Source organism: Yeguia hominis, assembly GCF_014384705.1.
Classification (GTDB): Bacteria; Bacillota; Clostridia; order Oscillospirales; family Acutalibacteraceae; genus Yeguia; species Yeguia hominis.
In genome coordinates, this window is record NZ_JACRSN010000023.1 from 1 (window position 1) to 13,355 (window position 13,355).

12 protein-coding genes and 1 pseudogene are annotated in these 13,355 nt (G+C 46.7%); 7 read left to right on the forward strand and 6 right to left on the reverse strand.

Features of this window, described 5'->3' with window-relative positions:
• From IAG03_RS12390 to IAG03_RS12405, 4 genes are all read left to right on the forward strand, one after another.
• Positions 1-3,804, forward strand: a 3,804-nt coding sequence (locus IAG03_RS12390; protein WP_249320347.1) for an ADP-ribosyltransferase-containing protein, incomplete at its 5' end; no start/stop codon positions are given.
• Positions 3,805-3,903: 99 nt separating this feature from the next.
• Entirely contained in the window at positions 3,904-4,182 is a 279-nt protein-coding gene (locus tag IAG03_RS12395) for a phage holin (RefSeq protein ID WP_249320348.1), read from the forward strand.
• Position 4,183: 1 nt separating this feature from the next.
• A complete protein-coding gene (locus tag IAG03_RS12400) occupies positions 4,184-4,408 on the forward strand; it encodes a hypothetical protein (protein WP_249320349.1) in 225 nt (74 codons plus the stop codon).
• Between the two features lie 4 nt (positions 4,409-4,412).
• On the forward strand, positions 4,413-5,105 hold the full coding sequence (locus tag IAG03_RS12405) for an N-acetylmuramoyl-L-alanine amidase (protein ID WP_249320350.1): 693 nt from the start codon (positions 4,413-4,415) through the stop codon (positions 5,103-5,105).
• 44 nt (positions 5,106-5,149) lie between these two features.
• On the opposite strand, the gene IAG03_RS12410 is transcribed toward IAG03_RS12405, so the two are convergent.
• The 3 genes from IAG03_RS12410 to IAG03_RS12420 are packed head-to-tail and all read right to left on the reverse strand — an operon-like array spanning position 5,150 to position 6,191.
• Positions 5,150-5,296 (reverse strand): type II toxin -antitoxin system TacA 1-like antitoxin, encoded by a 147-nt coding sequence (locus IAG03_RS12410; RefSeq protein ID WP_249320351.1) that lies wholly within the window; start codon positions 5,294-5,296, stop codon positions 5,150-5,152.
• Between the two features lie 4 nt (positions 5,297-5,300).
• Entirely contained in the window at positions 5,301-5,612 is a 312-nt protein-coding gene (locus tag IAG03_RS12415) for a hypothetical protein (RefSeq protein WP_249320352.1), read from the reverse strand.
• Positions 5,613-5,639: 27 nt separating this feature from the next.
• Complete coding sequence (locus IAG03_RS12420) at positions 5,640-6,191, reverse strand: hypothetical protein (protein WP_249320353.1); 552 nt, start codon at positions 6,189-6,191, stop codon at positions 5,640-5,642.
• Positions 6,192-6,489: 298 nt separating this feature from the next.
• Here IAG03_RS12420 and IAG03_RS12425 point away from each other — a divergent pair, with 298 nt between their 5' ends.
• The 3 genes from IAG03_RS12425 (at position 6,490) to IAG03_RS12435 (ending at position 9,833) form a co-directional block, all read left to right on the forward strand.
• Positions 6,490-7,287, forward strand: coding sequence for a recombinase zinc beta ribbon domain-containing protein (locus IAG03_RS12425; RefSeq protein ID WP_249320354.1), 798 nt, complete (start codon positions 6,490-6,492; stop codon positions 7,285-7,287).
• A 141-nt stretch (positions 7,288-7,428) separates the two neighbouring features.
• Complete coding sequence (locus IAG03_RS12430; protein WP_249320355.1) at positions 7,429-8,781, forward strand: hypothetical protein; 1,353 nt, start codon at positions 7,429-7,431, stop codon at positions 8,779-8,781.
• Positions 8,778-9,833, forward strand: a complete 1,056-nt coding sequence (locus IAG03_RS12435; RefSeq protein ID WP_249320356.1) for a hypothetical protein — start codon at positions 8,778-8,780, stop codon at positions 9,831-9,833. Before IAG03_RS12430 ends, IAG03_RS12435 begins: the two co-directional genes overlap by 4 nt.
• A 398-nt stretch (positions 9,834-10,231) precedes the next feature.
• Here the strand turns inward: IAG03_RS12435 and IAG03_RS12440 are convergent, their stop codons facing one another.
• The 3 genes and pseudogenes from IAG03_RS12440 to IAG03_RS12450 all read right to left on the reverse strand — a co-directional run bounded on the left by IAG03_RS12440 (position 10,232) and on the right by IAG03_RS12450 (position 13,137).
• Positions 10,232-10,903, reverse strand: a complete 672-nt coding sequence (locus tag IAG03_RS12440) for a DDE-type integrase/transposase/recombinase (protein ID WP_249320357.1) — start codon at positions 10,901-10,903, stop codon at positions 10,232-10,234.
• Positions 10,904-11,126: 223 nt separating this feature from the next.
• Positions 11,127-12,366, reverse strand: a pseudogene (locus IAG03_RS12445) (IS256 family transposase).
• A 111-nt stretch (positions 12,367-12,477) separates the two neighbouring features.
• A complete protein-coding gene (locus tag IAG03_RS12450) occupies positions 12,478-13,137 on the reverse strand; it encodes a helix-turn-helix transcriptional regulator (RefSeq protein WP_249320358.1) in 660 nt (219 codons plus the stop codon).
• Positions 13,138-13,355: the final 218 nt, after the last annotated feature.

Below are 13,355 nucleotides of genomic sequence, written 5' to 3' on the forward strand. Positions count from 1 at the left end.
AAAAAACGAATTGATGTTAATCTCGTTTCAACATATTTTAACCGTGCCAATTTTGAAAAGTTTATAGATGAAGCAAAGGCAAGGGAAAATACCGGAGATATAGGATTCTATTATCTAAATAAAAAAAGAGCCATCCGAGATGTAAAGGGTCTCGGGCAACAATTGCCCGCCATCCTTTCCCGCGATAGCTCTAACATTATTATACGCAGGATCGATGAAAAAATCAACAGAAAAATTTCCCATATTACGCAGAGTCAGCAATTCAAGCGTTGGTTTGGGGACTGGCAGAACCATCCGGAAAAGGCGAGTAAGGTTGTGAATGCGGACGGGACGCCAAAGGTGATGTATCACGGGACATTAGCGAATGGACTTCATGAGTTCCGAAAAGATTTTATCGGAAGTAGATTTTCTTTTGACGAGGTCGGATTTTTCTTTGTGGATCATAAGGGCATTGCAAATGATTACGCAACGCCAGACTTTGGTGAATCTAGAAAAGGCGAAGTGATTCCTGTATATTTGAGCATCAAAAAGCCTTTGATTTTTAACAAGGCCTATGCATTGAAAAACGGATATGGAAATGTTTTCAGAAATAATGATGTTATTGATGTATGGGATGCGTATCAAGGTGCAATTCTTGATGAAGCAGAAGAACAAAAAGCGGATGGTATTCTGTTAAATGATGGAACCGTTCAAATGGCGGTTGCGTTCGAACCCAACCAAATCAAATCCGCCACCGATAACATCGGCACATTTGACGCGAAAAATCCGGATATTCGGTACAGCCTCAATGACACCACGCCGGAGAATGAAAGCGAAGGCTACCGAGAAACCGATCTGGACGCTTCGGCGTTTCGACCGGAAGTCCGGCGGGAATTTCGGAAAATCACGGCCATGTCGGACTACAAGCTTTTGAAAAATGCGATCGGCACATTGACCGAAAGCAGCTTAGAATCGCAGGCGGTAAGCCTTTACAAAGAGGCGGCAGAGAACGTCCATGCGTTATATGAGGAGATCGACGCGCTGGAAGAAAAGCGGGATGCGGCAACCTCACGCGCAGATCTTTCGCGGATTACGGAGTATATTAATATTCGGGAAAAGCGTCTTTCGGAATGGCTGCCGCGATTGGACAAAAGAAGTGCGTCGCCGGAATTGCAAGCAGTGATGCGCCGTGCAGTCAGTCAAGAGGTTGATCGGCTTGTTGAAAAGTACGGGCGGATCCGCCCGGGCGAAAAGCGGGTGCGCGAAGTTTCTGTACCAAAACAAACCTCAGACGATAAGCGGGTTCGCCAGACGGTGCGCACTGTTCTGGAAAGCGGCGCAATCACGGACGGCATGGTGCCCGAAATTCAAAAAGACCTTTTGCGGGAGCGGTTTTCATATACGCCGGTATCCAATAAGGAATCCATGGAATGGGCGAAGCGGTATCTGAATGTCAACGGATATGAGGGCGGCATGAATGAGTGGGCCGCAGTCGTAAAAGGCGACCGCCCCGCAGGGAAAAATCAAATTGCACTTGCGGAGTATTTGCTGCAGGAAGCAGCGCAAAGCGGAAGGGTAGCGGACGCCCTTCGATTGACCGCCGAACTGGCAGCGGAAGGGACCCGCGCCGGGCAGACTGTCCAGGCGCTGAGTATGCTTAAACGCTTGGACAAGCCAGAAGTAAAGCACCTTGGCGAGCTCTATTATTTGCAAAAGGTAACAGAAAACCTGAACAAGGACCTGCTGAATCGGTTTGCAAAGAAAAAAGGCGACGTCCCGCAAATCCAAATTGATCCAGCGCTTGGCGAGAAGCTTTTAAAAGCGCCGGCAGAGGACTATGACCGGGTAGTACAGGAAATTATGAAAAGTCTCGCCGAACAACTTCCTTCAACTTGGGTGGACAAGTGGAATGCCTGGCGGTATTTGGCTATGCTTGGAAATCCCAAAACGCACATTCGAAATCTGATCGGGAATGCGGTGTTTATGCCGGCGGTTAAAATGAAAAATGTAATTGCTGCGGGCATGGAAAAGGTTTTTTTACGGAAGAATCGGACAAAGGCGGTTTATGCAAAAAAAGAGTATCGGGATTTTGCTCGCACGGATTTTCAGAAGGTAGAGGATGTACTGGCCTCAGGCGGAAAAATGAATGCTTATAACGAGATTATAGATCAAAAGCGCGTGTTTCAAACCCGATGGCTCGAGAAGGCCCGGCAATTTAACTCTCAAATGCTGGAAAAAGAGGATGTTCTTTTTCTCAAGCGGTACTATATTTCTTCGCTGGCACAATATCTGCAGGCAAATCAGCTCGACACGATTCAGCTGCGGGAAGGAAGCGATGCTCTTGAGAAGGCGCGGCTCTATGCAATTCGCGAAGCGCAAAAAGCAACTTACAGAGATTTTTCTGCGGTTGCACAATGGCTTTCCCGCAGCTCCAAAACAAAAGGATTTGGATGGGCGATCGAGGCGGTTCTGCCGTTTAAGAAAACGCCAATCAACATTCTCAGGCGCGGCATCGAATACAGCCCGGCAGGCCTTTTGAAAACGCTTTCAAAGGGTGTTTACGATTTAAAAACCGGAAAGATTACAGCAAATGAATTTATTGACGGGATTGCTTCTGGTCTGACTGGTACGGCAATTATGGCGGTCGGCATGGCGCTGCGGTCGCTCGGTATGATTCGCGGCGGATTTGACGACGATGACGAAGAGGCGTTTGCGAAACTACAGGGTGAGCAGGTTTATTCTGTAAAAATTGGCGATACCTCTTATACCGTTGACTGGATGGCTCCGCTTTCGATGCCGCTTTTTATCGGCGTGGAGCTTATGTCTGCGCTTGAAAAAGGAATGGAAAATCTGACGTTTTCAGATGTTTCCGAGGCTTTGCTGAATATCACAGAACCCATGTTTAATCTTTCCATGCTGGACGGGCTGAACAGTATGATTGATTCTGTAAGCTACCAGGACAACAAACTGACAGCAATCGGCGTGGAGGCGGTGTCAAGTTATCTGCAGCAGGCGTTTCCGACTCTTGGCGGGCAGATTGCCAGAACGATAGATCAGAACCAGCGCACGACGTATACAGACAAAAACAACAAATGGCTATTGCCGGAAGTACAGTATTTCCTGCAGCGGGTTATCAGCAAAACGCCGGGGCTTTCTTTTTTAAATCAGCCGCGGCTGAACGTTTGGGGAGAAGAACAGGAAGATCCGAACGTTTTGCTGAGAGCCTTCGAAAACTTCCTCTCCCCAGGCTATTTTGATACACTCGACAGCAATGCGGTCGAAACGGAGATTGGGGATGTTTACGAACGGACAAAAGAAAAATCTGTTTTGCCAAAGCGCGCAGAAAAAGCATTTGCGGTGAATGGGGAGCGCAAGAACCTTACCGCAAAAGAATATACGCTGTATTCAAAGCTGCGCGGACAGCTGTCCTATGAGATCCTTGACGACATGATCAATCTGAATGGGTATACAGACCTAGATGACGCGACAAAGGTGTATATGGTGAAGAACGCATACCTTTACGCAACCGCGTTGTCGAAAATGGAAATTGCGGCGGAATATGTTCCGGACGACAAATGGATTCTCAATGCGCAGGAAGCGGAAACCAAATATAACATTCCGGTTGAAATGTTTATTTTGTTCCGCGCATCCATTCGAAACCTGGAAAGCGATCAGGATTCGGACGGCAACACAATTCCCGGATCCAAAAAAGCAAAGGTTCTGGAAGTGCTTGACGGGCTCGACCTTACCAAAAAGCAAAAGGACGCGCTTTATTATTACCAGAATTACGGAGAGAAAGAGATTCAGGACGCGCCGTGGAACTAATCCAGGGTGAAATGACCTCTGTTAATCCGGTACAATGAAATAGGGGGCAGGAACGTGCAGTCCTGTCCCCTTATTTTATGAAATACGGGAGGATTTACCATGAAAATCAATTGGAAAGTGAGATTTAAAAATCCGGTATTCTGGGCGAACCTTGCAGTAGCCATTTTCCTGCCGATGCTGGCCGCGCTGGGGCTTCGTTGGGAGGATATTACTAGCTGGGCGGCGCTTGGAAATGTGTTGCTAGAGGCTGTTAAAAGCCCGGTAATTGTGGTGTCGGTGCTTGTATCAATCTGGAATCTGATCGGCGATCCAACCACAACGGGCCTGTCCGATTCCGCAAACGCCATGAAATACGATAAGCCGAATGGGGAGAAGTGAGATGAATGATATTCTTGTAGCACTGATTACCGGAGGGCTGGCGCTCATTGGGTCTGCAATCGGGGTATTTTCCGGGATTAAAACCAGCCAGAAGGTGACAGAGGTTAAAATCGAGGAACTAACCCGCGAGGTGCGGGAACATAACCACTTTGCAAAGCGGATTCCTGTTGTTGAGGAACAGATCAAAGTAATCAATCATCGAATTGAAGATTTAGAAGGGAAGTAATTATATGGCAAAGAAAATTTATCTATCTCCCAGTAACCAGAACGGCAACCTGTACAAAGGCCAGAACACGAACGAAATGGAGCAGTGCAACCGGATTGCGGCGGCAGCAGAAAAGCACCTTCGGCGCAATGGGTATGAAGTAAAGCGTGCGCCAAAGGGGCAGGATATGAGCAAATCTATCGCGGAATCCAATAAATGGGGCGCGGATATTCATATTCCGATTCACACGAATGCCGGCGGCGGCAAAGGGCCGCTTGTGATGGTATATTCGAAAGAATCTGGCAATATGAAATATGCGCAGCCGGTATATGATGCGCTGCTTGCGTTGAGTACCGGAAAAAAAGGCTACGGCGTGAGGGTTGGCACCGAAATGACCGCAGGAAACTATATGCCGTCAGAATTGAGCGATACAGCAGCCGTTAGCGTTTATTGTGAATGCGAATTCCACGACAGCGCAGACCTCGCAAAGTGGATTGTGGCGAATGTAAATAAGATCGGAGAAGCGATTGCAAAGGGCATTTGCAAAGCGGACGGGAAATCTTACATCAAAGAGAAGCCTGCGGCTGCTCCGGCGAAAAAAGATACCATTTATCGGGTACAAGTTGGCGCATTCAGCGAAAAGAAAAACGCCGAAGCAATGGAGAAGAAGCTGAAAAAGGATGGCTATTCTACCATTGTGAAGGAAGAAAAGAAATAAGTAAAGAAAAAGCGGAGGCGTCCGGTGGGCGTCTCCGCGATTTTTTAATTTTTATATTTTTCTTTCATTGCCGCTTTGATTAAATTTTCTATATAGTTGGAAGTGGTGCGGCTTTCGGCTTCAGCAGCGGCTTGTACTTGGGCTTTGAGTTCCGGCGTGATCCGGATTTCAAGGCGTCCGGTTCTTACCATTTTTTCACCTCCAGATTACTTTACAACGCAGAAGAATATTTCCTGCATCATCAAATACGTTAATGCAGCTAACGAGGTCATTTCCTTCGATGTGTTCGGGCTCTTCCTCATATACGCTGGAAATAATCTCATTGCCGGGGACGGTAAGCAAGTGCCCATCGCCTTCATCATCTACGATCACTCGGAGCGTATCGGGGAGAGAAAGCTCTGTGTGCCGCCAGGTGCCCGGATATTTTGCGCGCGGCTTTGCTCGAATCTTAATCATATCTGGAACATTGCGGAAGGTGGACGGGATTTTGTAGAGGTGAGCAATCATAATTTATTCTCCTTTCTTTTTACGCCATCAGCGAAGGGCATCAATGATTTTAGAGGCATTGCTTTCGGAAAAAATCATTTCAATTTTTGCTGCATCATCAGCAGATGCAAGGCTGCAATTGCGCTTGAGATATTCAAGGCGGTAGCCGGCAAACCATTTATCGAAGGGCTTGCCTTCTTTTTCGGCGGCAACTTTCAGCGTAGTAATTGCGGATTCGCTGCAGTTTTCGGGATGAAGCTTTTCAGCCAGCGCGAGAAAGCGATTAATATTGAATTCACGAGATGCCAATTCTTCGGAGATAAAGCGCTTGCGGAGAGAGGATGCATATGCCGTCTGTTTTTCGGAAACGCCGGAGATCATCGGCAGAGGATGCTTCTCGCTAAAGCTGGCAATATAGCTTTCTAATTTAGCGCTTTTCTCGGATTCCTTTGCGGCAGCGTAGCAAGCGGGGCATGTAGTGATATTTTCTTTTGCCCATTCTTCATAAGAGGCGGCATCACTGGAATTGCGGCACATGTGAATATGTTCGAACGGTTTTCCACAGCGAGTGCAAGTAAGAGTGATTTTTACGCGTGCCATATTATTTTCCCTCCCGGCCATTGGCCTTTTCTTTTATCTTTCCTGTGATTTATATTGTACGGCACTGTGCCGTACAAAACAAGACTTAAAGCGCACAAACATTTATAAAGTTTTTTGTGCAAAAATAAAAACCGCATCTCTTGAGGAAAGAGATACGGCGATTTTATTTTGAAATCCTATTACACGTTTATTACACACTGATTATTAAAAAACTTAGTGTTTAAGCCGATTTGTTAATGAATGGGGTTCAAGAGGCCGCAGGTTCGACTCCTGTCACTCGGACCAGAAAAAATTCACGGTGGATTTTCTCACCAAAAAGCAAAAAGTCAACAAAGGCGAAGTTCTGCAGTATTATGTGGAAGGTAGCCATCCGGCAATCATCTCCGCAATGGACTTCGACCGAGTGCAGGCAGAGATTGCCCGCCGACAGAGCCTGGGGCGTTCCTACAGCGGTTCGAGCATTTTTGCCAGCAAACTGATTTGCGGTGACTGCGGTGGCTTTTATGGCAAAAAGGTGTGGCACTCCACGGATGCATACCGCAGAGAGGTGTGGCGGTGCAACGGCAAATTCAACGGCGAAGCCAAGTGCGGAACACCAGCCCTCACCACAGAGGGCATTCAGCGGATGTTCCTCCAGGCATACAATCAGCTGATGGGCGACCGAGAGCAGGTCATCCAAGCCTGTGAGGTAATGCGGTCGATTATTGCCTCCGACTACTCCAAACTGGATGCAGAGATTGATGCTCTGAACGAAGAAATTCAGGTTGTTGCCGGACTGGTCAACCAGCGCATCAAGGAGAATACCACCACGCAGCAGTCCCAGGAGGAATACAACAAAAAATACAACCGACTGATTAAGCGGTATGAGAAAGCGGTGGATCGGCTGAACAAAGCTACCGCCGAGCGTGAAAGCCGGATGCAGCGTGACCGAGACCTATGGATTTTCATTAGCTCAATAATAGAACAGCCCCTCGTCCTTGGGACCTGGGACGAAGGATTATGGCTCACGCTGTTGGATACGGCAACGGTACACGCAGATAACAGAATCACATTCCGCTTTAAGGACGGAACAGACATCGGGGTTGGGGCTGAATAAGCCCCGCCTTTTTTGTTGATAGAAATGTTTACATTGTTATGATACACTGTACTAAAGTCCGTTTTATAGGACACCTACCGTGATAGAATGCTATTGTAAACCAAGAAAAGCATTTATCACGCCGGATATGAGGAGAACACGATGAGTAATGTCATAAGCGACTCCGTCAGCAAACTTTCAGCAATTACAGACCAAACACCTATAGATTGGGATGCCTTCGATTCTGTTCTGAAGGGCTTAGAGGATATCAATGCCTATGATGAGCATTATGAAGAGACAATTCTGTCAGAGTTTATTATGGATGGAGAATTTTACAAGCGTGGGTTCATCCTGGCAGATGTTGTCCGTCACTTTCTCGCTTGCGGTTATGATGTTTCTGCAAATAACGGGTTAAATGGTGGTCTGGCGCTTCATTCGCTTTGTTGGTCATCGTACGATCATTACGTTTTGGAGGCTGCCAAGGTTCTTATGAATGCCGGAGCCCCCGTCAAATACAGAACCAGTGACGATGATCCCAACGAAGAACCAGAGGGTCTGCTTGGAAGCATCAGCTGGAATCTTTCTGGTGCCTGGATGGTGGACAAGGACTATGCCTGGGCAAATACACTTGAAGCCTATTATGCTATGACAGAGGCTAATATTGCAGGCAAGGATTACAATGCCATAGACAATTACTTTGCTTGTATTGGGAAACCACTTACCGCTGTTTCTGCCGTCAATGTTGGCGGCAAACCCGCTCTATATGACGAGGGTGCTGTTTCTGTGTATTCCGAACCGCTCATCCTGTGGTTTGAGGACAAGCCCCTGGTAGTCAGCTGCTATACCGATTTTGTGGTAAACCCGGTATACGCTGATGACAAAAAGAACGACCTTGCAGATGTTACTGCAGCATTTTCCTCTCTTATTGGTACTGCGCTGAAAGAAGTGCAGTACATTGGCACAACCATCTGTTATTTCGAGTTTAGTAACGGAAAACGGCTGTTTTTTGCAAGCCGCGATATTGGAGACAGAAAACGAGTCGGCACTTTTGATATACTGGCTGACAGCAAAAAAGTGAATGTCGAGCAACTCCGTATCGAGAGTTTCTGCGCCATAAGCGGTCGCACCTTTGCCAGCACCGTCACGGAATATAGCGAGGATGCTATTGCTCTCTTCTGTGATGATGCAGCATACCTTCTCTATCTCCGTCCTGGAACAGCCGACAGATACCAGTTTGGTATTTGCCCTTGTACCAAGAAATTGCTTATTGAATACACACGTCAGTATCCATTACAGCAACCGGTCAAAACCACATGGATTTATGACCAAAGTATTCTGTCCGCAGTTCGCCTTGATTTCCCAGAAGGACACTTGTATATGGCGGCTACAGAATATTCTGACATCGAAATCCAGCTTTCAGATAAAATTTATAATCCTTTGGATTACAAGGTTTTGCCTCACAAAGAGGGCAAACACATGGAATTCCTAAAAAGGAAGGTTGGTGATGAACTATGAAATTGTTCGATACTATCGAAGCAGTAAAGTTCCCGGAAGAAAATATGATATTTATAACCCGCGGTGGGTATCTTTACTATATTTACAACCCCAAATATAAATGGTGGAGAAAACACAGCAATGCCGGAAACGATCATCTTACCATCTCCAACTACCCTGATGTAAGCAGAGAAGAACTTGTTGATGCCATGAAGGGTGTTTTTCCAAAAAAGGAAACAGATTTTATGCGTTTATGCAATTCATCCCAACTGTGCATCAGAGATATGCTGGATTTGCTCAAAGAGGATTATCCAAAATATATGGCTGACTATGCCATTTACCATACTATACACCGGCTTTTGTTGGAGTCGGACATCTGCCATAAATCGTTTGAAAAATTGCAGAAACTGCTGGAGGATGCCACCACCAATCACCATAATAGCAACCAGGTTCTCACTCAAATAAAGAATCTCTCTTTTGCCATCATCGGCAGAGACATTTTCAAGAGAGAAATCGGCATTGTCGATGGTCACGATAGTTCGTCTTATTTTTGGATTATGCCCGTGCGGGTCATTGACTTTGAGAATACCGCTGATCTGGATAGCGTTGCAGAAATGAGAAGTGCAGAGATTTCGATTGAAGAGGATGACGTTGCACAATACCTCACACCGTTTCTCTACAAATATTTCGATGAGGAACTGACAGAAAACAAGAAGCGAAAAGATGTTTCCGGCTTTGAATGGTACTTAGAGCATAACTTTTTTACATTCGATTCGATGGCACTGATCTTAAAGGACATTGAGGATACCGTTGATGCGTTGAGTTCTGGAAGAGAGACAGAATACACCCAAAAACTGAAAATAAAGAGAGGCACCGCAACCTACCAGTTGGTATATGCTAAAAACCTAACCGCAGAAGAGGTCGCAGAGTACAATGCCAATAGACCCACAGAGGATGATACCGCAGAGGCGCTCGTTGTTGATTTTTATCAGCGTTTCCTCTACCGGATGGAGCATATGCTCAAAGTCGGCAAAGAGAAGGGATATAACCTGATCTCCTTTATGGGTCCCTAATAACCCCGCAGATGGTTTCATTTCTGTGGATAGGTTTCATTTTCAAGTGAAACCTTTTGAAACGCTATGAAACCGTATCATTATTAGCAACTGCTGCCACGAAAGAACGAACTTTTGTCTACCATGACAAAGTTCGTTCTTTCTTTTTCGGGGATAAAAACGCCATAATGATAATGATGGAAAAAACAGCAAAAGTAGCTAAACGGAGCATCGGAGCAGTTAAATAGGCTGTACCGATGCTCTTTTTTTGTTTGCAGTACCGGGGTTTCGGGCAGCATGCGAAAGTTCGTTGTATGCCTCAATAAAGGGCCAACAAAAGGTTGATATTGAAAAAATTAAACACAAAAATCCGCAATAAATTCAAAGAAGCACGATTTTGTACGCCAATTGTAGGTTTGTCAAACAAAATGGACAGCGAACTCGGAGGGAGAAAGCCGGCGGAGGGGTCTCATGGGTAAGTTGTTAGAGCGACGATTGTGAACGGCAAGCTGCTTTGTGAAATCATCCAGAGAATAGAAAGCGTGGCAGGAGTAAAAACGCTTCTGATCCTCGCGGCGGTTGCGCTCGACCTTGCCGTTGTGGCGCGGGGTATACGGACGAATGCGCTTGTGGCGAACGCCCAGCTCAGCGGCAGTCTTTTCAAACAGCGTCGGTAAGTCGCGATTGCTGCCAGAAAAGCGGTTCGTAAACTCAAAGCCGTTGTCTGTCTGGACACATTCCACCTTGATGCCGCGGCGCATATACCACACTTTCAGTCTGCGCAGGAAATCCGCCGAGGAATAGGTAGACTGCTCCGGATAGGCGGCGAGGAAACGCAGGCGCGTGAACTCGTCAATGGCGGTGTACTGGAACAGCCGAAGGTTCGGATCTGCGATACAGCTGCGCGGCACGACCTTCACGTCGACCTGAACGCGCTCGCCGGGATAGGTTATCTGCTCATACGGCTTGGACTTGTATGTCTTTTTGGGCTTTTCGGCGGGAAACAGACCCATTTTACGCATGACACGGAACAGACTTTCCGGACAGCGTGTATAGCCGCGCTGCCACAGGCGGTGCCAAAGTTCGATCATGCCTAGGGTCGGGTTCCTGCGGCGCATGTCGCGGATGAGCGTTCGGGGTCAATCCCAAATTCTGTGTAAACGCTAAATCGTGGTGCAAAATAGAGCAAAATAATTTTAAGGCGGGAGCGGCGTAAGCTGCTCCCGCCTTGTCTATAAAATAACAGCGCTTCGAGGGTATGTCAAGGGCGGAGACGTCAGCCTCCGCCCTTGACATACCGGCGTGCAGAGTCGGTCAATCCGGCATACGGCCGGCAAAGAACACGGCCGGCTGCGCATGGATCAGGCTCCAGTCCTGCCGTCTTCCGGCCCATTTCTTCGTAATATCCATCATGGCCAGATACAGCATCTTCAGCAGGCTGTCATCCGTAGGAAATACCGATTTTGCCTTGGTTGCTTTCCGAAGCTGCCGGTTAAAGCCCTCGATTGCATTGGTCGTATAGGATCAGACGGCGCACCTCCTGCGGGTATTTGAAATAGGTACTCAGGTTGGGCCAATTCTCCCGCCGGGACTGGGCAATTTTCGGGTATTTTTTGTCCCATTTCTCCGCAAAGGTATCCAGAGCATCCAGCGCAGCAGTCTCATTCGCTGCGGCATAGACTGCCTTCAAATCTGCCATGAGCGCCTTTATGTCCTTGCAGGACACATATTTGTTGGAATTTCGGAGCTGATGGATGATACAGTTCTGGATTTCCGTTTTGGGGAACACCGCTTCAATCGCTGCAGAAAACCCGGTCAGATTGTCTGTGCAGGCGATGAAAATGTCCTCAATTCCGCGGTTTTTCAGGCTGTTGAGTACCGTTGCCCAGTATTTGGCGCTTTCATTTTCACCGACCCGCATGCCCGGAACGTCTTTCCTGCCGTCCAGATCAATGCCGATGGCGATATAGACAGCCTTCTTCACAATTTGGCCTTCGCTGCGGACATGGTAGTGGATGGCGTCCATGAAAACCACTGCGTAGACGATTTCCAGCGGCCTCTGCTGCCATTCTTTTGCGATGGGGAGAATCTTGTCCGTAATACGGCTCACGGTCGTGTCGGATACCTATACGCCGCAGATATCCCGAATGTGAACCGCAATATCCAATGTTGTCATGCCCTTGGCGTACATGGACAGGATCTTCTCCTCGATGTCCTGACTGATACTGGTCTGGTTTTTCCTCAGCACCTGAGGCTCAAATTCGCCCTTACGATCCCGGGGCACGGATATCTCCACATCGCCGAAGCCGGTTCGCAGCGTTTTGCTGCTGTGCCCGTTCCGGCTGTTGTCCGTGTCCTTGGTTTTATAGTCGTACCTGCTGCAGCCCAGTTCGTCGTCCAGCTCCGCATCAAGGCCGTTTTCCATAAATTCGGCAATCGTTTCCTTGAACAGGCTCTGAATGTCGTCCATGCTGCCGATGTTCGCCATCTGCAGCAGCTCTCTGATCTTTTCCCTGCGGGCATTTTCTTCCGGGGTGCGTTTCTTTCTTGCCATTGTAAAACCTCCACTGTGGTGCTTCTATTATACACCACAGTGGAGGTTTACACAAAGTATGGGACGGTCTCGATACGATACAGGCTCATAGCCCAAATTCAGAAATAGTGTCTACAGAATTTGGGATTGACCAGATTTCTTGTATTTGTAGTTTACTGTAATAACAAATGTGATAACCCCAACGATGAAAACAAGCATATATATCATGCTGATCTTCATGTGCAACTCTCTGTCTGCAAAGTAAATAGGCACATACAAAACATTCAGTGCAAGTGCAAAAATGCCAACCAGCAGGCTCATAATACGCAGTTGCTTTGTAATCTTTGGAAAATTGCTGCTTTCTGACTTTTTATAACCGGCAATCATTGAAAAATCATTGTTTTTAATACTGCTCTCAAAAGCAAAATACATAATGAGTGAAATTATATCGGCCAATAAAACCGATACAATCACTCCAATAATATTGATTTTTCCAGTAAGAGCCATGACAAAATGAACTATGCAAAGCAGTGTGCTTGCTCCGCAAATTATCAGTCCTTTTTGGTTTTTTTCAACCAGACCTTTCGATTGACCATCACTTATGATTTCATCAAGAGAAACTTGAAACAAGGAGCTAATTCTTATAAGCATATCAGCATCGGGTTGTGTTTTTCCATTTTCCCAATTTGAAACAGCCTGTCGGGAAACATAGAGGCTTTCAGCAAGGGTTTCTTGGGACATGTTGTGCCGCATACGGAGATTGCGTAGTGTTTCACCAATTCGATTTTCCATTTATCCGACCTCATTTTCGATATCGTCTTTATTGTATAGACAAGGCATGCAGCAAACCATACTATTTAGCTTACATCTGCGCAACATTTTGTTGCGCCTTGACAAAAAATAAATACCGCATAGAAATTCGCGCTATCTTGATTATAGCAGAAAAATATGCACGATTCTACCGCTCAACAAAAGAAAACCGTTAATAAAAAAGCGCTTGACAAAACGCT